This is a genomic window from Sporosarcina sp. Y838 (assembly GCF_056786515.1).
In genome coordinates this window covers 557,217-579,721 of sequence record NZ_JBXCJD010000001.1, presented here as the reverse complement: position 1 = coordinate 579,721, position 22,505 = coordinate 557,217, and the positions used below count along the sequence as shown (strand labels likewise).

17 protein-coding genes are annotated in these 22,505 nt (G+C 40.1%); 1 reads left to right on the top strand and 16 read right to left on the bottom strand.

Translation table 11 applies throughout. The annotated features are described in order from the left end of the window. Positions 1 to 5 precede the first annotated feature (5 nt). From AC1TO4_RS02735 to AC1TO4_RS02705, 7 genes are all read right to left on the bottom strand, one after another. Positions 6 to 1,244: a branched-chain amino acid ABC transporter permease gene (locus tag AC1TO4_RS02735; RefSeq protein ID WP_482104044.1), complete on the bottom strand. Its 1,239-nt coding sequence runs from the start codon at positions 1,242 to 1,244 to the stop codon at positions 6 to 8. Positions 1,245 to 1,301: 57 nt separating this feature from the next. Then, on the bottom strand, positions 1,302 to 2,288 hold the full coding sequence (locus AC1TO4_RS02730) for a branched-chain amino acid ABC transporter permease (RefSeq protein WP_482104021.1): 987 nt from the start codon (positions 2,286 to 2,288) through the stop codon (positions 1,302 to 1,304). Positions 2,289 to 2,856: 568 nt separating this feature from the next. Next, on the bottom strand, positions 2,857 to 4,053 hold the full coding sequence (locus AC1TO4_RS02725) for a branched-chain amino acid ABC transporter substrate-binding protein (protein ID WP_482104020.1): 1,197 nt from the start codon (positions 4,051 to 4,053) through the stop codon (positions 2,857 to 2,859). Between the two features lie 464 nt (positions 4,054 to 4,517). Continuing rightward, positions 4,518 to 6,020, bottom strand: a complete 1,503-nt coding sequence (locus AC1TO4_RS02720; RefSeq protein WP_482104019.1) for an NCS1 family transporter — start codon at positions 6,018 to 6,020, stop codon at positions 4,518 to 4,520. A gap of 189 nt (positions 6,021 to 6,209) precedes the next feature. Beyond that, on the bottom strand, positions 6,210 to 7,997 hold the full coding sequence (locus AC1TO4_RS02715; RefSeq protein WP_482104018.1) for a hydantoinase B/oxoprolinase family protein: 1,788 nt from the start codon (positions 7,995 to 7,997) through the stop codon (positions 6,210 to 6,212). Positions 7,998 to 8,013: 16 nt separating this feature from the next. Next, positions 8,014 to 10,149, bottom strand: coding sequence for a hydantoinase/oxoprolinase family protein (locus AC1TO4_RS02710; RefSeq protein WP_482104017.1), 2,136 nt, complete (start codon positions 10,147 to 10,149; stop codon positions 8,014 to 8,016). Between the two features lie 481 nt (positions 10,150 to 10,630). Further along, positions 10,631 to 11,968 carry an ArgE/DapE family deacylase gene (locus tag AC1TO4_RS02705; protein WP_482104016.1) on the bottom strand — a complete coding sequence of 446 codons (1,338 nt, stop codon included), beginning with the start codon at positions 11,966 to 11,968 and terminating at the stop codon, positions 10,631 to 10,633. A gap of 179 nt (positions 11,969 to 12,147) precedes the next feature. On the opposite strand from AC1TO4_RS02705, the gene AC1TO4_RS02700 reads away from it, so the two are divergent. Further along, positions 12,148 to 13,065 carry a LysR family transcriptional regulator gene (locus AC1TO4_RS02700; RefSeq protein WP_482104015.1) on the top strand — a complete coding sequence of 306 codons (918 nt, stop codon included), beginning with the start codon at positions 12,148 to 12,150 and terminating at the stop codon, positions 13,063 to 13,065. Between the two features lie 229 nt (positions 13,066 to 13,294). Here AC1TO4_RS02700 and AC1TO4_RS02695 read toward each other — a convergent pair whose 3' ends face one another. The 9 genes from AC1TO4_RS02695 to AC1TO4_RS02655 all read right to left on the bottom strand — a co-directional run bounded on the left by AC1TO4_RS02695 (position 13,295) and on the right by AC1TO4_RS02655 (position 22,488). Then, positions 13,295 to 14,257: a 3-hydroxyacyl-CoA dehydrogenase family protein gene (locus tag AC1TO4_RS02695; RefSeq protein WP_482104014.1), complete on the bottom strand. Its 963-nt coding sequence runs from the start codon at positions 14,255 to 14,257 to the stop codon at positions 13,295 to 13,297. A 127-nt stretch (positions 14,258 to 14,384) separates the two neighbouring features. Continuing rightward, positions 14,385 to 15,725 (bottom strand): MFS transporter, encoded by a 1,341-nt coding sequence (locus tag AC1TO4_RS02690; protein ID WP_482104013.1) that lies wholly within the window; start codon positions 15,723 to 15,725, stop codon positions 14,385 to 14,387. A gap of 203 nt (positions 15,726 to 15,928) precedes the next feature. Further along, positions 15,929 to 17,254: an MFS transporter gene (locus AC1TO4_RS02685; protein WP_482104043.1), complete on the bottom strand. Its 1,326-nt coding sequence runs from the start codon at positions 17,252 to 17,254 to the stop codon at positions 15,929 to 15,931. A gap of 68 nt (positions 17,255 to 17,322) precedes the next feature. After that, positions 17,323 to 18,345, bottom strand: coding sequence for an amidohydrolase family protein (locus AC1TO4_RS02680; protein WP_482104012.1), 1,023 nt, complete (start codon positions 18,343 to 18,345; stop codon positions 17,323 to 17,325). A 113-nt stretch (positions 18,346 to 18,458) separates the two neighbouring features. Next, complete coding sequence (locus AC1TO4_RS02675; protein WP_482104011.1) at positions 18,459 to 19,469, bottom strand: VOC family protein; 1,011 nt, start codon at positions 19,467 to 19,469, stop codon at positions 18,459 to 18,461. 71 nt (positions 19,470 to 19,540) lie between these two features. Continuing rightward, entirely contained in the window at positions 19,541 to 19,756 is a 216-nt protein-coding gene (locus AC1TO4_RS02670; protein ID WP_482104010.1) for a 4-oxalocrotonate tautomerase, read from the bottom strand. Between the two features lie 3 nt (positions 19,757 to 19,759). After that, complete coding sequence (locus AC1TO4_RS02665) at positions 19,760 to 20,548, bottom strand: 2-keto-4-pentenoate hydratase (protein WP_482104009.1); 789 nt, start codon at positions 20,546 to 20,548, stop codon at positions 19,760 to 19,762. A 12-nt stretch (positions 20,549 to 20,560) separates the two neighbouring features. Continuing rightward, positions 20,561 to 21,586 carry a 4-hydroxy-2-oxovalerate aldolase gene (gene dmpG, locus AC1TO4_RS02660; protein ID WP_482104008.1) on the bottom strand — a complete coding sequence of 342 codons (1,026 nt, stop codon included), beginning with the start codon at positions 21,584 to 21,586 and terminating at the stop codon, positions 20,561 to 20,563. Positions 21,587 to 21,606: 20 nt separating this feature from the next. Further along, the gene (locus tag AC1TO4_RS02655; protein WP_482104007.1) at positions 21,607 to 22,488 is read right to left on the bottom strand and encodes an acetaldehyde dehydrogenase (acetylating); all 882 of its coding nucleotides are present in this window, start codon (positions 22,486 to 22,488) and stop codon (positions 21,607 to 21,609) included. Positions 22,489 to 22,505 lie beyond the last annotated feature (17 nt).

The following is a 22,505-nucleotide window of genomic DNA, read 5'->3' as shown; positions in this document are numbered from 1 at the left end:
TTTTGCTACGGTTTCTCATTTTCCGATTGTTCCGGCGTGGTTACTAACTTGGCTTTCACATTTACTCCTTGTAAGTCCTTTTCGATAAATATACGGTTTTTTGCTGGTAAGAGTCCTTTTGGTCTATATAAAGCAAACAGGATTAGTAGTGCGCCAAATATAAACCTTTGCATTTTAGCTGGTGATAATGCGTATGGTATAGAAATCACGCCTGTCAAATTTAGTTGATTCAACCAATTTGTCATTTCCGTCAATACTTGGAGATTCAGAATTGTCATGACTGCTGCCCCTAGAATAACGCCCGGGACACTTCCCATACCCCCGAGAACCACCATTACTAATATCGTAATTGACTCAAGTAATGTAAAGCTTGTAGGATCTACAAATGCTTGTTTAGCAGCAAAAACGACGCCCATCATCCCTGAGAAGGTAGCACCAATCGCAAACGCCATTAGTTTTGTTCGGACTAAAGGGACGCCCATAGCTTGAGCAGCTATTTCATTTTCCCTCACCGCTTTCCACGAACGCCCTATTTTGGAGTGTTCAAAACGGCGAACTGTAAAAATGGTTAAAAATAATAAAACAAGCACAATGTAATAAAACTGACTTGGATAAAGGAAATCAATTCCAAACAATCTAGGTGGAGTGACAGAAGATATCCCCATTGCACCATTTGTAATATTAACGGGGCGATCTAGATTATTAAAAATAATTCTAATAATCTCTCCAAAACCTAACGTAACAATAGCTAGATAATCTCCTTTAACCCGAAGAACTGGTATTCCAAGTAGAATTCCAAACAATGCAGCTACCAAGCCGCCAATGATAATGAATAGCCAGAAGCTTTCTCCTGATAAAGGGAAAGTTCCAAACGGCATAAAATTAGAGGCTTGCGCTGTCGCAAAAATACCATATGTGTATGCCCCAACTGCGAAAAATGCGACAAATCCCAAATCAAGAAGACCAGCCATACCAACTACAATATTTAACCCTAATGCCATAGCGATATAGATACCAACGAGTGTGGATACTTCCATATACGATTGATAAGCATCTCCATTACTAGCAGTGAACGGAAGTAAAAACACGAGCACAAAACCTGCTATCAACCATTTCGTGAGATTACTAAACTTTGTGAAATATAATAGTAATAATGAAGCTAATAGAAGCAAAAATGCGGTAACTGACTTCTGTGCCGTATATAAACTTAGTGATGTAATCCCGATGTAAATTAGAAGAAAGATTCCATGCGCAAGTTTGTTTTGTTCGTATTTTTTCCATAGAGTTTTCAATCTTCTCACCTACACTTTCTCAGTGACCGGTTTGCCTAATAAGCCCTCCGGTTTAAAAAGTAACACGATGATCAATATTGCAAATGCAAACACATCTTTGTATTCGGCACCAAATACGCCACCAGTTAAAATCGTTAAATTAGCAGATGCAAACATTTCTAATACCCCAAGTAGTAAACCGCCAAGCATCGCACCACGGATATTCCCTATGCCGCCTAACACCGCCGCAGTAAATGCTTTCAATCCAAGAATAAATCCAATATAAGGATCAATTGTTCCGTATTGTACAGCAAATAATACCCCCGTTGCCCCGCCAAGAGCAGATCCTACAAAAAAGGTTATTGAAATAACTTTATTCACATTTACTGTCATCAAGGAGGCTGTTTCTCGATCTTGTGCTACAGCCCGCATCGCCATTCCCCATCTTGTCCTATTCACAAATATATCTAGAGCAATCATCATTACAACTGCCGTAACTAGCACAATAATAAATGATGTTTTTATAGATGCATCGTTAAAAATGGAACTTATGGATGAAGTTTTAATCAAAACTTGTTCTGTAAAAAGACTAGGTCCCGTTACAATATAGTTTCCTTTTGTTAATTCCGCTATGAATCTAACAACATCCTGTAATAAAAATGAAATACCGATAGCTGTAATTAGCGGTATCAATCTAGGTGCATTGCGTAAGGGTCTATACGCTAATCTTTCAATACCCATTCCCAAAAAACCTGTTAGGAAAGCAGTTACTATGAGGACAATCATTAGCATAACAATGGCAGGAAGCGCCGAACCCCATCCAGTTCCTGTCATAAAGATTAATAAGGCTGTCCCAATAAAAGCTCCTGTCATAAAGATCTCACCGTGTGCAAAGTTAATTAATTCCAATATCCCATAAACCATTGTGTACCCTAAAGCAATGACTGCATACACAGTTCCTAAGGCAAGGCCATCAATCAAGACTTGCGGGATTGTTTGTAGTATTTCGTTCAGCATAAGTTACCTCCTTGTCCCAGGTGTATAGAAAAAAAGGGTACGATCACTAAGTAAAGCGTAGGGCGCCTGGAGCTAGACATCATGAAAAGCGCAAGGCGCCGCACAGCTCCAACAGGCATAAGACGATAAAGGAAGGCAGTCTAAGATCGCGACGTCCTGTCGCAACGACTGCATACCTGCATCCTTGCAGGCACGCAGTGACGTTCTTTGCCACGTAGCCGGTCTGACTTTCAAGGATCACAGCCAAAGTACGCCGCGTCCTGCGGCAATAAGGAGGGATACAGCTCAATCCCTCCCCGCTACGTGACCCACATCCTGTGGGCCTCCGAGGAGTTGGTGCCTGAAGCTAGCCAGTCAGAAAAGCGCAAGGCGCCGCACAGCTCCGACAGGCATAAGACGATAAAGGAAGGCAGTCTAAGATCGCGACGTCCTGTCGCAACGACTGCATACCTGCATCCTTGCAGGCACGCAGTGGCGTTCTTTGCCACGTAGCCGGTCTGACTTATGACCCGAGGAGTTGGCGCCTGAAGCTAGCCAGTCAAAAATGAATCATACCCTTCCAACCTACTTACTTTTCAACTTCACCTTCTAATTGCGGTGGATAACTAGCTTCTTTGTAATTAAAAATAAACACTTTTGCATACTCATTGTCGCCAATGTCATCAAAGCTAACTGTTGTTAACACGCCTTGATAATCTTTTATGCCACGAACAGCATCTCTAACTTGTTCGCGTGTCGGCAATTTATTGTTATTTTCTGTAATTGCATTCTCGATACCTTTTAATACCACACCCATTGTGTCATAGCCGTAAACTGAGTACGCTTCTGCATCTCGATTGTTTATTGCTTTGTACCTTTCCATAAACTCTTTCCCATCTTCTGATTCAGCAGGATCTCCTGCTAGCGTAGTAATATACGTGTTTTTAATTGCATCTCCGGCAATTTCAACAAGTGTAGAAGAATCTAATCCATCTCCACCCATAATCGGGATATCAATACCTTTTTCGCGAGCTTGTTTTATTAGTAGCCCACCTTCTGCGTAGATTCCCCCAAAGTATACTAGATCTGGTTTTTTAGAGAGGATTTGGTTTAGAACTCCATTAAAATCTTTCTCTCCAAGCGTAATCCCTTCAAACCCAATAATTTCTGCTCCTGCGTCCTCAGCACCTTTTTCGAAGGCTTCCGCAAGGCCTGTACCGTATGCTGTTTTGTCTTGAACGATAAAGATTTTCTTTGCTTTTAATGTATTAACCGCAAAATCAGCCCCTGCTGGACCTTGAGAATCATCTCGAGCAACGATACGATTCACTGTTTTTAATCCTCTATCCGTAACTTCTGTTGCTGAGTTGGCTGGAGAAACCATTGCGATACTGTATTTTTCATATACTTCTGAAGATGGGATAGCAACGCCTGAGTTGAAGTGACCCACAACTGCAAATATAGATTTATCTGCTCCTATTAATTGAGCATTGGCTACTCCTTTTTTAGGATCGGCTTGGTCATCATAAGGTACCAGCTGTAACTCAAATCCTAATTCTTTAAACTTTTCTTTTTGGTCGTCTAATGCAAGCTGTGCACCTAGCTTAATTACTTCTCCAATTGCAGCACTGCCTCCTGATAGTGGTGTCTGTGTGGCGATTTTAATAATCGGTAAATCATTTTCCCCATCTGATTCAGCTGTTTTTTGCTTTCCCCCACAGCCAGCTAACACTCCTGCCACCAAACCTCCTGCTAACAATAAAGCTAAAGATTTTTTAAACTTCATGTTGACCCCCCATTCTTCCTAATTGAAGTACAAGCCTTTGAATGATTATATTATTCAGATACGAGAATTAGGACTGAATATTCATCTTTATTTTTTAGGGACTTCGATCCTGACACGAAATCAATTGAGAAATTATCTTGGAGAATAAAAGAGGTAAAAAAAACTTAAAGACAACATCATGTCTAAGATTTAGCAAATCCAATTCATATTTACTTTAATCATCACAACGTACTAATACCAACACATCATCTACTGGTCCGATTCATCGGGGGTTCCCAGGTGGTCAGATTCTTGATTAGATGCGCTAAAGGCTTGGGATGACAACGGTTTATCGTTGAAATAACGGTAGCCCCTTACTGTATCGTAAGGAGCTACCGTTATTTCAACTACTACAGGCAATGGAGTAGTTACAAAATCATAGACAAACTGTCCCCAGCAGAGACAGTTTGCTTGGCAAGTGGATATTAGCTTAGATCTACCGCATTCTGGCTGGGTGATAATGAGTCATCTGTTTCATCAAGTGCGTTACCATACTTTTCACTTACAAATCTACCTTGAGTATATACCCAATCCTGATGTACACTCGTTGACAAATATTTGTCATCATAGTTTGAATCAATCTCGGCTTGAGGATATTTTGGTATAATCCATAATTTCATTAACACGTAATAGATAACGAAACCTAGCGGAAGCCCGACAAGATATGCTATTGACAAAAATTTAATTGCGATAGCACTCGCTACTACCCATGCAATTAGACCAGCAGGATTATACCCTTTCATATAGCGAAACTGCCCATCTTTTTTATATAAATCTGGTATATTGACTCTTCTACGCCGGATTAAGAAGTAATCGCATATCATAATCCCCCCTATAGCCGATAGCGCTCCGCCATAGAAACCGAGAAATACGTATAAATGTTCCAATATCAACCATGGCATAGTAGCAGTGCCAACAATCCCCGCTAAAACCACACCCATTTTATAACTTATTTTAGGTGCAAGCGCATTTACAAATGCAAGCGTAGCCGGAATTAAGTTTGCAGCATTATTTGTTGACCATTGAGCAATTATAACTAATGCTAATAATACGATTAGAATTAAACCGCTTTGGTTTTCTTGAATAATGGTAATTGGATTCCAATTACCAGTCGCAATAAAGGCAACTGCTCCAATAAACGCCATAAACGTTGAAAGGATAGGTAATGCAATAATCTGAGCAGCAAAAATATTTTTATTCCGTTTAAAAAACTTTTTGTTTCCTGAATTAACTTTGATAAAACGTGAGATATTGGGAACATCGACTGCTAATGCTGCCCAAAGAGATAGATTGGCCATGAAGATTAAAAGTAAGGAAGTATTCCCCTCACCCACAAATGTCCAAATATTGTGACCACCCATTTGAGCTAGACCATCCAAATAAAAATACATCCAAACCGATATACCAATTAATATGGGTGCAGCCAAACTAGCAAACTTTTCTACAGCCTTAATACCTAACATCGTATTAATTACTTGTACTGCAGCAAATAAAACATACCAAACAATCCAATTATCATATCCTGTCAGATATTGAAAGATACCATTTAGAGCAAGGGCTCCTAGGTACGTTTGAATTCCAAACCATGCTGCTGCAACAATTCCGCGAGATACCCCCGGAAAATGGGTACCATATATTCCAAATGGTGCGCGAAGATAAACTGCAAAAGAAAGGCCATGTTCTGTTCCAATATCCGCTGACAATAACATGACAATACCAATCGTAAAATAGGCAAGACAAATAGTTAGCATACTGATGATAATTGAATGTGAATTAACAGCATCCCCGCCAAATTGGTAAGCAACAATCATAACAACGATACCGACCCAAATGAAAAAGTAGCCTAACATACCAACTGTACGCTTATTATTTGTTATAGGAAGGATTGACTCTTCTATTAAATGGTTACTTTCGTTGTTTTTGCTCATTAATCGTTAGCCCTCCTGGTATTGGATACTTTTATAGAAGCTAAATGGCGGTTTTAGGTATTTTGCATTCTAGATGCTTAGTTCAGTTCAACTTTCTTTTGAAAATCCCCTTAATTTATAATGCTTCAAAGAATGGATGATTTTTTAGCAATCACCCTTCCTTTGAAGCATCTTTATCAACATGAAATTTTAGTGAGTATATAACTCTACTTTACCTCTTTGTGCTCGCAGTTTCTTTCTAATTTCTTTTGAGCCTTCTACATCGAGTTTTCTATTATTAATGATGACCCCGTAATCCCTTAGAGCCGTTTCTGCCGAGACATAATCATCCAATACATCTTCATAGACTTGTTCTGCTGGTCTGTCTAGCGGATCACCATAGCCGCCAGAGGATGGGACCGAAACCATAATGGATTCTCCTGCTTTAAGCGTATAGCCGTTTAATTTTGAACTAAGATGTTCTGGGTTTGTATCGGGATTCTTAATGAGGCTTGCGCTAGTGCCCGGCAATCCTCCTTTGAATCCCCATGGACGTACAGTATGTTTATCCCCCTCCATTGTCATAAATCCATCAGTTAACATACGATTTTTACGGACGATTCCAAGACCTCCACGCCAGCGACCTGCACCGCCCGTATCTTCACGCAATTCATATCTATCACAAACCATTGGTACATGCATATCGAGATCCTCTATCGGGTTGTTACGAGTATTCCATGAGCTGAAGTCCATTGCATCCATTCCATCTTTTCCTGGACGACCGCCATAGGAACCTTCGTTAACTTCAATATAAACCCAGTAGTCGTGATTCTTATCTAGGCCTGCATAGGAAGCAAATTGGATATTGGCTGAGCTACCTGCACATGTTTGTTCTGGTAGTACTGGTGCTAACGCTTTGATGATCAAATCCGCAACTGTATTTACCTGATTGGCTCGACTGAATGTAGCAGCTGGTTTAATTGGGTTAAATATACAACCTTCTCGAGCTGTTACGGTAATCGGACGGAAAGTCCCATGGTTTGGTGGGATGAATTCTTCATGTACAGCAGTATCTAAGAATATAGAACGCAATACACTGTAAACGCTTACACAAAGGGCGCCTGAATACGACGCATTGAATGCCGTAGGTGTCTGATCCGCCGAGCCGGATACATCTACTTCTAATTCGTCCCCTTCGATATTAATTTGTACATGTACTCTTAGTCGTTTGTCCAAATTACGACCGTCGTCATCTAACCATGATTCTGCTTCATATGTCCCATCTGGAACCTTTGCAATCTTTTGCCTCATCACACGCTCTGAATAGTCCATTAGCTCTTCTGAGGCCTGTAGCACAGTATCTTTTCCGTATTTATCCATCAATTCAACGAAACGTTTAACACCGAGACGGCAACCAGCTACTTGAGCTTCTAAATCTCCCAGTACTTCACGAGGTGTCCGCACATTTTGGCGCACAATCTCAGCTACTGTCTCATTTCGTACTCCTTTTTCATAATACTTTATGCCATTCATGATCAATCCTTCAGCATATATATCAGGAACGTCAACCATTAATCCAGGTTGTGCTCCGCCGATGTCCAGATGATGTGCTGAAGTTCCTGCATATCCAACTATCTCGCCATCATAAAATATCGGTTGACATAGTGCGATATCCGGTGAGTGTGATGCACCAGCATATGGATCGTTATTCCAAATGATATCGCCTGGATTTATATTATCTCCCAAGACACTTTGAAATCCTTTGATATACCCCGGTAAACATCCTAGTTGCATTGGTGTTGAATCAGCTTCCGCGATTGTATGGCCAAACTTATTAAATACACCCGCACCTAAATCTTCTGATTCACGAATAAGCGAGGAGTATGCCATCCGTTCAATTACATGGGCCATTTCTTTCGCAATTGTATGAAGTGCACCGCCAATAATTTGCAGTGTTACAGGATCCATTTTTCCCCTGTTTTCATTTGTCAACGTCATGTCATTACTCTCCCCTTTATATACCAATTTTTTCTAGCTGTTGCTCTTTTTCTACTGTTATGTTTTTAGCCGCAACCAAGAGCGTACCGTAAATTGAAACAGTAGCTTCCCAGTTTGGTGGGATTAATGTTGTAGAATCACGTTGCACGACAACAGCTGGTCCGCTTACTAAGTCAAAGGCTAGTAACTTATCTCGTTTGAATCGTGGTGTTGGTATTCGCTTTATTTCTCCATCTATTTCAAAAACGGTATCACGTACGTATGCGATGGCCTCTTTAGGGTTATCCCTATTTCCTTTTTCCAATTTAGGCAATTCCATAGGAGGTATATTACCAGTTCCAATGACACGTAAAGTTATAATCTGTACATGCGTATCTGGGAAATGATGTCCATACTCTTGTTCATGTACCATATGGAAGTTCTTGTGAATTTCCTTCATTGAGTCTTCTGTCAGTTCCCCTTCTGGTAATGGAACGCGTAATTCTATTCCCTGACCGACATAACGACATTCTGCAATTTTTTCAATGCCAATAAACTCTGAGTTAATGCCATCCTTTTTCAATTGAGTTTTAGCTTGATTCACTAGTCCATCAAAATCGATATTGATTTTAGCAATGAGCTCTTCAGAAATGTCCTCTGAACTCGCTACGCGTGATTTTATGAAATCATATTTAAGGTTTCCTACCAACAGACCTATTGCCGCGGCGACTCCTGGATAAGTTGGAACAACTACTGATTTGGAATCGACCGTGTCAGCCAAGTCAACGGCATGTAATGGACCTGCCCCTCCTGCAGCAAACAAAGAATACTCCCTAGGATCTGTTCCTTTTTTAACAGAGCTTGCACGGATTGATAATGCCATATGGCTATTGATGATCTTAAGTACGCCTAAAGCAGCTTCTTCTGTGGTCATATTCAGCTGTTTGGCAAGTCTTTCCATCGCTTTAAAACTTAGCTCTGGATCAATATTGAGATCACCACCGAGAAATTGTTCTTTATCTAGTCTACCTAACACAATATTAGCGTCAGTTACACAGGGATCTTGACCGCCTTGATTGTAACAAGCTGGACCTGGATTTGCACCCGCGCTTTTTGGCCCTACTCTGAAAGCGCCGCCAGCGTCAACGTATGCGATTGACCCACCGCCAGCACCTATTGTTTCTACATCAACCATTGGAGTGAGCACTGGTGAACTATTAACAGTAGCATCAAGAGAATTGACAAGCTTAGCTACTCTATTTGGAATGACTGATATGTCAGCAGAAGTCCCACCAATATCTACACTAATCAAGTTATCGATATTATCTAATTCTCCCCATCTGACTGCGGCTAAGACACCTCCAGCTGGTCCTGATTTCAGTAAAGTGACAGGTGTTGCAGTTGCCATCTCAACGGATGCCATTCCTCCAGATGATTGCATAATGTGTAATTTCCCCTTGCTACCAATACTTTCTAGTGATTTTACCAAATGGTCTACATAACGACTTACCTTAGGCGCTACATAAGCATTCATTGCTGTCGTACTAAACCGTTCATATTCTCTAATTTGCGGGACTACTTCACTAGATGTAAAGCACTGCACTTCTGGCCATAATTCATTTACAATTTCTTTTGCTCTACGTTCATGAACATCATTAATGAACGAGAACATGAAACAAACAATTACCACGTCAACACCTGACTCTTTCAGTTGTTGAACAGCCAAACGCACATCTTCTTCATTTAAAGCTGTCGTAATTTCACCATTTGGAGCAGATAATTTCTCTGTAATCGGAAGCCTATTGCGACGCTTTACCAATGGTTCTGATTGCCATGGTAAATCTTGTTGAATCGAAAAGTTTTCAACCTTTTTGTGACGTGCAATGTGTAAAATATCCCTGTAGTTTCTCGTGGTTAACATGCCTACAGTCGCTCCGTCTCGTTCAATTGTAATATTTGTAGCGACTGTCGTTCCATGAAGTATATAATCTACATCGGATAGTGGTATATCTGCATTTTCACATATTTCTTTAATGCCTTTAACTACCCCAATCGATTGATCTTCAATTGTGCTTGGTACCTTATGGACAGTGAATGTATTTGTTTCTTCACTTATTATTATTAGATCCGTAAATGTGCCCCCAACATCAACTGCAAGTTTAGCCTTAGCCATTATGTGCACCCCTTTTTTGAGTAGAATCAAAATTGAAATATTCCAGTATTTTTTTCAAGCCATGAAAAGTACGAACAGGAATTCTTCTTTAATTCAATTGCAGAATATAAGGTAGAAATCTACAAAGCTAGTCCTATCCATAAAAACAAGTTTGGGTTGAGTCCGTATCAAGTACCTGATTCTGCTCCTTACGTTTAGTTGGCATACCTTCTTTCCCATTCGCTTATATTTGATCCTTCATTAATGTTATTCGATTTTACGACACCAATTCCTGCACGTTTATTTTTTTCACTTCCATTAGTTACAAAATTCCCTCAATTATAAAAAAAGAAAAGTGCCTTCTTCAAATCCGAATTTATGAGAATAATTTCTCAACCTTTCACAGACCAGAAGAATGCACTTCAATAACACAAGGACACAAAATATTGAACTATCTTTCTTGAAACTTAGACTTTTTGCGAGATTACATCATTGACGGTTCTTAACTAACTTCTTCAAATCCACACCATTCAAGGATGTTTAGGACGTTAATTTCAACACATTGAAGCCACTCTTCCAGGTTTAACCATTCATCAGCACCATGTAAATTACCGCCAGTTGGACCGTAAATGATTGTCGGAATATCCAAGTGTAGAATTGATAAGCGAATATCACTAAATGTAGGCATTCCTAGAATCTCAGTGTCTTTCCCAGTAACTTTGTCAATATTTGACTTAGACAATGTCACAAGGGGATGATCGGGACTAATTTCCGCTGCACTTGTTTGCCATTCCCAACTAATTACAGGTGGATGTTCAGTTAGCCATTCATCTTTAGCTGCAACTTTATTAATCGCTGCTACAATTTGTGCTTTTACATCTTCTAGTTCCTCATTTGGTGGGTAACCAATTGTTCCCGTTAGTTCACATTCGGCTGGAACTTTATAAGCCCAATCACCAGCACTTATAATAGCTGGCGTTAAGTTAGTAGAACGAACTGGCATGTTTGAAGCTTCAAAATATCTTTCAAAAGGTGCGTATTTAATCGTTTTAGCCCGCTCTTCATCTAACTCTATTAACGCTTCATATATTTTGATAGCCTTACCAATCGCATTTACACCAATTTGTCCATTCAGATTATGTGCAGCAAGCCCCTTGACTTTAACTTTAAAAATGAGTCCACCCGCACAGGCAATCTGAGGTGCTAAGCCCGGAGTTAGTGGGTGTGGGTAAATACAAGCATCTGCCTTAAATCCTTCCTCTTGCAATCGTTGCGTCATTGCAACGGCACCTGCAGCGCCTCCGACTTCCTCATCTACAACAGATATTGCCGTAATGTCTGCATTGGGTTTTAAACCTAAGTTATGAATAATTTCTAATGCCGCAAGGATAGATCCAAAACCACCTTTGTTGTCAGCGGTTCCTCGTCCATACATGATGCCCTTATCAATTACCCCTTCAAGTGGCGGATAACTCCAATGAACAGGATCTCCTACAGGAACAGTGTCTACGTGAGTAAACATTAATAACGATTTCCCTTTCCCACCCGAACCAGCCCATTTTCCAACCACATTTGGTCGACCTTTAAAGCCAACCTTCCGCTCAACTTCTGACTCTGTGTATTCCGGGTGATTTCGAACCGATTCATCTGCTTCGAACGTATCAACATCAAGGCCTAGGCCAACCATTATTTTGCGAATATGTTCCTGAACAGGCCCTTCATATCCTGATTCACTTGGGATTTGAATTAATGTCTGGAGATCGGACACTAGCTTTTCCCGATTTTCTTTTAAATAAGTACTAACTCTTTCTTTTACATCGCTAGATATCGCTGTTGTCATTTGAACATTCCTCCACTACTTTAATTTCAAAAACAGAAATCATGTATATGTCTCACCCAAAATATACATTTAATTCTGAATCTTTGATACAATTAGCTTATAATAGAAGAATGCAAATGTCTAATACTTGTTTTAGTAGACTTTAATACTTAAAAGATATCAAGGGGGAATCATTACTTATGGAATTACGTCATTTGAGATATTTTATTGCTGTAGCAGAAGAACTTCATTTCGGAAGAGCGGCTAACCGCCTACAAATTTCACAGCCCCCATTAAGTCAACAAATTAAACAACTTGAAACTGAATTGGGTGTATTGCTTTTTTCAAGAACGAGACAGCGTGTAGATTTAACCGCAGCCGGGAAGTCTTTTCTAATGAATGCCTATAAAATTACGAATCTGACCTTACAAGCTTGTGAAGAAGCAAAAAGAGTAGATCGAGGTAAATCTGGACAATTAATATTAGCCTTTACAGGAGCAATTGCCTTTGACCTACTCCCAAAAATTCTTAGAGGGTATAAAGTAAAATATCCGAATATAGATGTCATTTTAAAACAAATGACAACTGCAGAACAAACTTTATCTTTTCAAAATAAAACAATTCATGTTGGTTTAGTCGTCATGCCAGTAATTAGCAAATCAGTAAACATCGAACTATTGCATGAAGAGCCATTTATTGTGGTATTACCGAAAACACACCATTTAGCTCAGCAAAAAGGAGAAATCAATTTAGCTAACCTTAGTAATGAACAATTCATTATGACACCAAGAGATTCAGGTGAAGGTTATTATGATTCTATTATTAGTCTTTGTCAGACTGCAGGCTTTAGTCCAAAGAAAACGCAAGAAGCGGAAGAATTGCATACTGTTGTCTCCCTCGTCGCTTCGGGGATGGGGATTGCCATTTTGCCTTCATCCATTCAATTTGTAAAAAACGATGATATTGTCTATATTCCATTAAGTCCTAATTCACCCACTTACAATACGGGTGTAGCTTGGAGTAAATCAGAGATTTCTCCAGTTGTGCATTCCTTTATATCATTTCTAAGAGAATCAATTATCCCCGATTTTTCTAGTAATAATGGTCAGAAAATATAACTTAAAGATATATTTATTTGTTATTCTTTATAGGTAGTGAGTCTATTATGAAATTGATCAGTTCCTTTATTAGCAACACATTCTCCCAGAAAAAGCATGGTATAGGGGTTACTAATTAAAACCCCTATACCATGCTTTTTCGCCAAAATTTTCACCCTACTAAAACGCTTTGAAAGTTTCTCAAAAGGTCGAAACGCTAGTCAAGGCCACAAATCATTCAACACATTTATCATTTTGAAGCTGAAACAGTTTTATTCTTGTTCTCTTTACTATTCTGTAACTTTAGAAGGTCTAGGAAGTGATCGTCTCGTGTATGGATGGCTTTTTCACCATGATCATCATAGTTGTAAAAACCTTGATTCGTTCGAATGCCATGTTGCTCATTTTCCACCATTTCTGTTAAGAAGGAAGGCACTTCTCTTGTATTCGATAGATCTTCCATAATGTTTCCAACCATCGCTTTTGTTGTTTCCAGACCGGCTAAATCCTGGCTTTCCATTGGACCGCAGAAAGCCCATTTAAAGCCCATGCTTCCTTTCATGGCGATGTCGATATCTTCAGCAGTAGCTACTCCCATTTCCATTAAGTGGAACGCCTCGCGAAGCATAGCTACTTGAACACGGTTAACGATAAAGCCTGGAATCTCCTTTTTTAGCACGACTGGAGATTTGCCGATTTCCTTCATTAAATCATAAGTTGTGTTTATAATGTTTTCATCAGTCTTCTCGAATTTAACGATTTCCACAATTGGTACAAGTTGTGGCGGGTTAAAGAAGTGCGTAATGATAAATCTTTCCGGGTGCTTTGCCCTTTGAGTTAACTCTTTCAATGGAAAAGTAGAAGTATTAGACGAAATAATCGTTTTATCAGAGACAACGCTCTCAATAATTTCATAAATATCTAGTTTGTTTTCGAGAACCTCTGGAATGGATTCAAGAATGAAGTCAGCATCCTTAATAGCTTTAAGCACATCTGTTGTATAGGTGACACGGGCTAATGCCTGTTCCATTTCATTATTGGTCAGCATGTCTTTTTCGACCATAATTTCCAAACTGTTTGTCATGAGTTCTCGTGCTTTTTCCAGGGATGTCTCGCGTCGAGCTTGTATATGTACATGCATGCCTGCTAGTGCAAATAATTGAGCAGCACCATGCCCCATAATTCCTGCTCCAAGTACCGTAATGTTTTTCATTTGAATACCCCATTTCCTCTGTATTTTTTATTTTTATTGATTACATCGTGTCGCCCGTTCATCAACCTATATTAGTAGAGCAGGTTTGGTTTCTCAAACCTGCTCGTCTTAACTAAGTAGCCATAGGTCATTCCATAACAGAACTTGCTTGCCCGTCAGGAACAGTTACCTTTTTGGGTTTTCTATCAATCAAGAAAACGGCCAATGCTGCAATAACGCCCGGTAATGCAAAGACCATAAAATTGAATTGTAGAGATAAAGTTGAAGCCAGTAAAAAACCTCCAAGCAGAGGACCTACGATTCCCCCGATACGTCCAATTCCTAAAGCCCAACCTAAGCCCGTAGAACGAATGGAAGAAGGATAGTATTGAGAAACATAGGAATTGGCAAGGTTTTGAGAACCAATCGTTGTAGCCCCGGCAATAGCCACTAGTACGTATAAAAGCATCATATTACTTGTAAATCCTAAACTCATAATCGTAATCGCTGCAACAATATAGAACATAATAAGCGCTTTTTTAACGCCCCAAAGATCAGCTAACCAGCCCATCATGATGGCTCCGACTGTTGCCCCTACATTCAATGCAAGCAGAAAGCTTAAACTAGATCCAAGTGGAAACCCTGCTTCATTCATTAATTTTGGCAACCACGTATTTAATCCGTATATCATGAGAAGTGACATGAAATACGCTATCCAAAACATGACCGTCGAAGATGCCCTGCGTTCAGTGAATAGAGATTTCACTGGTGAAGAAGACATTTCAGTGCCATTCATAACAAATTTTTCGCGTTTCTTTGGATTGTACAATGGATTGACTTTAACGAGTAATTCTCTCACTTGTTTATATTCTTTCTTTTTCATATGTGATCCTACTGTGTCAGGTAGTGAACGTGCTAAAAACGGGAGAAGCAATAATGGCATAGCACCAAAGAAAAATACGGATTGCCATCCGAAGTACGGGATAATCACCATACTAAGCGTGGCAGCAATAACTCCTCCGATTGAAAAACCAGCCATTATGGTAGCAATCATACGACTACGCGTTCCTTTTGGAGAATAATCACTTACGAGAGCGATGACATTCGGCATAACCCCACCTAATCCTAAACCTGTTATAAATCTGCAAAGTCCAAATATCTCGGGACTAGGAGCGAGTCCTGCAAATAGCATAAAGAGACTGAAAATAAAAGTACAGATTAAAATTACCTTTTTCCTGCCAAATCTGTCTGCCATTGTTCCGAAAATTAATGCCCCTAACATCATTCCAATTAAAGCATAACTACCAATCATGCCTGTCTCAACTGCTGATATATTCCACTCATCCATTATGATTGGCACGACAGCCCCATAAACTGTCAAGTCATAACCATCAAACACCATGATCACCGCACCCCAAAAGAGCAGCATGCCGTGAAACTTATTAAACTTTGCTTTTTCAATGATTTCTTCAGCATTGGTAATTTGCATAATTTAGCCCCCTTCACTACAGTTTGTAATTTACCCAGGTAGCTTTCTAGATCCTTCGTCATCTACTAAAACAATCTTCCTTGTTTCGATAGATAGGGAATTCTAAAAAAGTCCACGTAAAGTGGACTTTTCAGCGTACACTAAGTAGTTACCACGCCTGACATTTCGCTTTACTTTATTCTTTTTACAGATTTTTGGCCGACTTATATATTTTCAGGAGATATTTGTGTCGATTGTATCGAATTTTTCTTTTCACGTACTAAGGAAATAGCAATTGCGGCAATAATTCCTGGAATAGTCAATACCAAAAAGTTTTGTTGGAGCGGCAAATTAGCAGCCAATAGAATCCCTCCGAACATTGGGCCAACGATTCCACCTAATCTACCTACACCAGATGCCCATCCTATCCCTGTCGAACGAATTTCAATTGGGTAATATTGTGATGCGTAAGAATATAGGATAATTTGTGTTCCGATCGTTGTAGCACCTGCGATCGCTACAAGAACATATAGCACAAATGCATTTGGATGAGTTCCCATTAAAGTTAAAGAAACTACATTCAAGGTGAAATAGATGATCAACACTTTTTTAGTATCCCAACGGTCTGCCAGCCAACCGCCAATAAGCGACCCTAAAATACCACCTACATTTAACACTAAGAGAAACGTTAAACTTGACCCTAAAGCATACCCCGCTTGGGACATTAACCTTGGTAGCCAGGTACTTAATCCATAAGTGATTAATAAGCATAAAAAAAAGTTTGTCCAAAATAATAAAGTACTCGGAGTCCGTCCATTTGCAAATAATTTTTTTACAGGAATACCCGTTCTAGAAGGAATGACAATCTCATACTTGTCATCATCCTGAGGCGTATAAGAAGGATCCAGTTTGGATAATAACTGACCGACCTTTTTCTTTTGATTTTTGGCGACAAGAAACCCAAGTGACTCAGGTAGAAATTTGTAAATAAACGGTATGGCAAGTAGAGGCAAAGCACCTACTAAAAACATTGATTGCCAACCAAAATTAGGAATAAGGAAAATTCCTAGTCCTGATGCTAAAATCCCGCCAACTCCATAGCCGCATAACATTAGCGTAACTAACGTATTTTTCATTTTTCTTGGTGCGTACTCGGTCATTAATGCTACTGTAACCGGGAACACCCCTCCTAATCCTAAACCTGAAACAAAACGATAGATTCCAAATTCCGTAGGGCTATTGGCAAATGCAATTAGACCCGTGAAAGAGGTGAAGAGAAGCATACAGAAAATTATAATCTTTTTACGTCCAATTTTATCAGCCAGTGGTGCAAAAATAAATGCTCCAAACATCATACCAATTAGAGCATAGCTTCCTATGGTACCTGCTTGAACGGACGTTAACGACCATTCATCCATTAATACAGAGACAACAGCACCATAAACCACTAAATCAAATCCGTCACAGACAATGATAAAAGCACACCAAAACACAATAAGGGCGTGAAAACGGTTAAATTTTGAATTATCTACGGTACGGCTAACATCGATTGAACGCAGAATTTTTTCCTCCTCTATAAACGCTAATGTTATTCAGGTGCCTAATAAAGCATTGGAATTTATTTAGAAACAGCCATTTCATGCAAACCTAAAAATTTAAGCGCATTTTGCCCTAGAATTAGTTGAGCATCTTCCTCTGACAATGATGTCAATTCGTCTACAACTCTACCTGATGGCGCTTCACGTAGTAAGAACGGGTAATCTGATCCAGCAATGATTTGTTCCGGACCAAATCGTTCAATCATGTATTGAAGATTCCTAGGGTCGTAAACGAGAGAATCATAATATAATTTCTTTGCATAATGACTCGGTGGATGCACAGTATTTCTGATTTCCGGCCAAACTTCCCAAGCTTTGTCCATTCTAGGCAATAAATACGGTAAAGAACCGCCGCCATGCGCAAAACATATTTTCAAGTCAGGGAACTTGTCCATCATGCCACTCATAATTAAACTACCTGCTGCAAGTGCCGTTTCAGAAGGCATTCCAATACTATACATAAAGTTATGTCTCGGCATTCTCTCTCCGCCTAATGTCTTCCATGGGTGAACGAAAAGTGGAACATTCCATTTCTCCGCAGCTTCAAAAAATTTCTCCATGGAGCTGTCATCCAGATTTAGATCATTGACATTGGAGCCAATTTGAATCCCTTTTAACCCTAATTGATTTACCGCTCTATCCATTTCTGCAATCGCAATATCTATGTCCTGCAAAGGGACTGTACCCAAACCGATAAACCGATCAGGTGTCTCATTGACCACTGAAGCGATAAAGTCATTTTGTACCTTCGAAAGTTCTAAACCAGCTTCAGGATCCGACCAATAAGCAAATGTGACAGGTATCGGAGATAAGACTTGAATATCGATGCCTTCTTTGTCCATATCCGCAAGGCGTTTTTCCACATCCCACGCCTGGTCCGTTATTTTCCGGAAGGATTTACCTTTAATCATAATCTCAGCACCACAATCGCATGTCCGATTCATCGTCGGCCAACGATCATCTCCGTACTTAGCTGCCATATCCGGGAAAAATTCCGGTATGATATGCGTATGAAAATCAATACGTAAATTCTTTTTAGACAACAAAAACATCCCCTTTTCATTAAATCTTTATAAAAATGGAGTGAGGTAGACATATAACTCTATCTACCTCACTCGTAAAACCCTATTTTTTTCTACATCTCAAGATCATTGAATTACAGTAATTTTGTTCCGTACTTGAAGTAACTTTCTGGAGCAACGCTACCCCATAGGTCAAGACCCAATAGTCCAACTTCTGGATTCCATTCGATTGGTTCCCAATCTGGTGCGAAGATCAAGAAGCCGCCTGTCCAAATTTCTACACGGTTTCCAGAAGGTTCGATGACATAGATGAACTGTGCACCACTTGTACCATGTTTACCTGGGCCCCATTCGATTTTAATATCATTTTCAGCCATTAAGTTCGCTGCTCTGATAAGCTCGTCTGGTGAATCCAAATAGTAAGCCAAGTGATGGAAAAGTGCGCCATCCTGATTTGCATTACGCATTAAAGCAATTTCGTGTGCAACATTTGTACGGCTCAACCATGAACCGATACGAATATCTTCCTGATTTTGAACATAATAACGGTGGTGAATGCCTAGTAATTCACTCCACCATTTCTGCTCTTCTTCCACATTATTCACCATAAAGTTGACATGGTCAAAGCGGCGTGGTGATACCCCTTTACCTGTGTATTTACTAGGATGACTTGGTAGTTTCGAAGCAATCTCTGGATTACTCGTCCGGTCATACTTTTCTTTCTCCCAATACAATTCAACTGGTAAACCTGCAGGAGATCTAAATTGAATCGAATCACCCTGTGCTTTTTTCTCTCCAGCTTCAATCCATTTGTGGTCTATGCCCATATCCTTGAATTGTCTTTCAAATGCTTTCAAAGCTTTTTCCGAACTTACGCGCCAGCCGACTTGTTTAACGCCAGATGTATCTGACTGTTTAAGGATAAGTGTATGATGATCGAAATCTTGCCAAGCTCTTAGATAGACTCTGTCGTCTTCAGTATCAGAAACATAAAGACCCATTACTTCTGTGAAAAACCACAATGATTTTTCTAAATCAGTCACGCCAATTTCTACGTGCCCTAGATGTGCAATACTTCTCGTGTACTGTTCTAATTCTTTCAAAAGTGATTGTTCCTCAACGATTTTGTCAGCTGATATACTCATAATTTCATTTCCCCTATCCAATGTTTTATTTTTTTAATAAAAGAATACGCTCAATTTAGTAAGACTATATTTTATTTCGTTTGTTCCGAAATTGGTTTTCCGGATTTACCCCAATGCGTTTTAGGTATCTCTGAAACGAGTACTCTAATATTTTCTACTGGTGCATCCAATGTTTCAGAAACCGTTTGCGTAATATTTACAATCAATTCAGAAACTTTCTCTTTCGGTCTACCTTCTATAATACTTACCTGGATTAACGGCATACTTGAACACCTCTCTTGCTTCATAATTTATTCGGTTACAGTAAATGATACTTCGCCAAGACCATCAAATTTGCCGCTTACTACATCGCCTTTTTCAAGTAACACAGCACCTGTGATTGCACCTGATAGAATGACGTCGCCCTTTCGAACTTTGTCGCCTTTTTTAGCAAGCATATTGGCGAGCATTGCAATCGCATTCGCAGGATGACCGAGAACAGCCGCTCCAGCTCCTGACTCTTTCAATTCACCATTAATCGTTAATGTAGCGCCGACTAGATCCAGTTCAAATTCGTCTGGACTTTTCAACGTCGTACCAAACACGACTCTTGACGTGGAAGCATTGTCTGCTACTACATCAGGCAATGTGAAATTGAAATTTTCATAACGGCTATCGATAATTTCCAGCGCCGGAACAACCAATTCGGTTTTCGCCAACACTTGAGCACCTGTCACGCCAGGTCCTACAATGTCTTCCCCAATCACAAATGCGATTTCTGCCTCCACTTTCGGGTGGATCAAATCGCTGAGGGAAACTTCCCCTCCGTTGTCGATTAACATATAATCGAAAACGTATCCATAAATCGGTTCATTGACATTCATTTGGTCCATTTTTGCTCTGCTCGTCAATCCCATTTTAGGACCAACAATCTTACGGCCTTCAGCCAATTTCATTGAAACAAGCTCTTGTTGAACGAGATACCCTTCTTCAACCGTTAATTCGGGCCTCAATCGTGCTGTCACTTTTTCAATTTCACGCTTTTCTACTTCACCAGCAACCAAATAACTAGCAATTTCTTTCACTATTGTCGCTTCCATTAAATAGCCCCCTTATACACCAATTGCGATTTTTTTCTTCGCAAGCTCGGCCGCCACATCCATGATCATGTCTTCTTGGCCGCCAACCACTTGTAACTTGCCCAATTCAACTAAAATTGACCGCGAATCAATACCGAACTTTTGTGCCGCCTTTTGTGCATGTAACAAGAAGCTTGAATAGACGCCCGCATAACCAAGTACAAGGCTATCTCTCGTAATTTCTTGTGGTTTTTCCAACATTGGTGCAATCAATTCTTCTGCAATATCCATCATCTTAAATACATCAATTCCCGTTTTAATGTTCATCTTTTCGAGAACAGCTACTGCGACTTCTGTTTGTGTATTACCTGCTCCTGCTCCAAGACAGCGAATACTACCATCGATTCGCGTCGCACCTTCTTCAATAGCGACAAGTGTATTAGCCAACGCGAGTGACATATTATTATGGGCATGGAATCCGATATCTACAGACAAATTGGCTTTCAACGCGCGAATTCTTTCTCCTACTTGATGCGGTAAGAGTGCACCCGCCGAGTCAACAACGTAGATTGAATCCGCCCCATAGCTCTCCATTAATTTCGCTTGTTCCACGATTTTTTCGGGTGGAGCCATATGGGACATCATTAGAAATCCGACTGCTTCCATTCCGAGCTCTTTCGCTAACGCGATATGCTGATGCGATACATCGGCTTCTGTTACATGCGTAGCGATTCGTGCCATTTTTGCACCAAGTCCCGCCGCCTCTTTCAACTGAGGCATTGTTCCAATTCCTGGTATGAGAAGAACGGCAATTTTAGCTTGCTCAACAACGGAGGCTGCTGCCTCGATCAGTTCCATCTCATCTGTCAAAGACAAACCAAATTGCAGTGAAGATCCGCCAAGGCCATCTCCATGCGAAACTTCGATATATGGCACATTCGCGCCATCCAATGCTTTCGCGACATTCGTCACTTGTTCCACCGTAAATTGGTGACGGACGGCATGACTCCCATCCCTTAACGCTACTTCTGTGATCAATACATCCCGCGTTTCTGCCATTGTTTCTTTCATCTCCTTTTTCACACGACTGCGTTTTCTACTCTATGTTTGGCCCATGCTTCAGCCACTTCCACTGATGCTGCCGTCATAATATCTAGGTTTCCAGAGTAGACTGGCAGGTAATCGCCAGCTCCTTCTACTTCGATGAAGACTGTGACAGACGACCCATCAAAAATGGGCTCTTGTCTGATTCTATAGCCCGGCACATAGGCTTGAACTTTTGTTTCCATTGCTCGAATAGAAGCGGTTATTTCTTCCTGCTTAGCTTCACCTTCCACCAATACATGAACTGTATCTCGCATTAGAATTGGTGGTTCTGCAGGATTTAAAATGATAATGGCTTTCCCTTTTTTTGCACCGCCAACTTCTTCAATGCCGCGGGAAGTTGTTTGCGTAAACTCATCAATATTTGCCCTCGTACCTGGACCTGCGCTTTTACTTGAAATTGTCGCTACAATTTCTGCATAATCAACAGGCTGTACTTGGTGAATCGCATTGACGATCGGAATCGTAGCTTGACCGCCACATGTGATTAAGTTGATATTTTCAGCATCCAAATGATCAAGTAAATTGACCGGTGGAACAACGATTGGACCGATTGCAGCAGGTGTCAAATCAATTACTTTAATACCGGCTTCTCCTAATAGTTTTGCATTACGGATATGTGCTTTTGCAGAAGTTGCATCAAAGACGATGTCTGCAAGCTCAGGTCTTTCCATAAATCCGTCTATTCCATTATCAATCGTGACATAGCCTAATTCCTTGGCTCTTTTCAAACCGTCCGATTTAGGATCAATACCAATTACCGTCGTTAATTCTAGAACTGTAGATCTACTTAATTTCATCATTAAATCAGTTCCGATATTGCCTGAGCCTAATACTGCCACTTTTACTCTACTCATGATATTCTCCTTTCCTT

Coding starts and splice junctions, on each gene's coding strand:
- AC1TO4_RS02695 (WP_482104014.1), bottom strand. CDS start 14,257: ATGAAAAACATTACGGTACTTGGAGCAGGAATTATGGGGCATGGTGCT.
- AC1TO4_RS02705 (WP_482104016.1), bottom strand. CDS start 11,968: ATGACAACAGCGATATCTAGCGATGTAAAAGAAAGAGTTAGTACTTAT.
- AC1TO4_RS02720 (WP_482104019.1), bottom strand. CDS start 6,020: ATGAGCAAAAACAACGAAAGTAACCATTTAATAGAAGAGTCAATCCTT.
- AC1TO4_RS02715 (WP_482104018.1), bottom strand. CDS start 7,997: ATGACGTTGACAAATGAAAACAGGGGAAAAATGGATCCTGTAACACTG.
- AC1TO4_RS02710 (WP_482104017.1), bottom strand. CDS start 10,149: ATGGCTAAGGCTAAACTTGCAGTTGATGTTGGGGGCACATTTACGGAT.
- AC1TO4_RS02730 (WP_482104021.1), bottom strand. CDS start 2,288: ATGCTGAACGAAATACTACAAACAATCCCGCAAGTCTTGATTGATGGC.
- AC1TO4_RS02700 (WP_482104015.1), top strand. CDS start 12,148: ATGGAATTACGTCATTTGAGATATTTTATTGCTGTAGCAGAAGAACTT.
- AC1TO4_RS02655 (WP_482104007.1), bottom strand. CDS start 22,488: ATGAGTAGAGTAAAAGTGGCAGTATTAGGCTCAGGCAATATCGGAACT.
- AC1TO4_RS02690 (WP_482104013.1), bottom strand. CDS start 15,725: ATGCAAATTACCAATGCTGAAGAAATCATTGAAAAAGCAAAGTTTAAT.
- AC1TO4_RS02670 (WP_482104010.1), bottom strand. CDS start 19,756: ATGAAGCAAGAGAGGTGTTCAAGTATGCCGTTAATCCAGGTAAGTATT.
- AC1TO4_RS02665 (WP_482104009.1), bottom strand. CDS start 20,548: ATGGAAGCGACAATAGTGAAAGAAATTGCTAGTTATTTGGTTGCTGGT.
- AC1TO4_RS02675 (WP_482104011.1), bottom strand. CDS start 19,469: ATGAGTATATCAGCTGACAAAATCGTTGAGGAACAATCACTTTTGAAA.
- dmpG (WP_482104008.1), bottom strand. CDS start 21,586: ATGGCAGAAACGCGGGATGTATTGATCACAGAAGTAGCGTTAAGGGAT.
- AC1TO4_RS02725 (WP_482104020.1), bottom strand. CDS start 4,053: ATGAAGTTTAAAAAATCTTTAGCTTTATTGTTAGCAGGAGGTTTGGTG.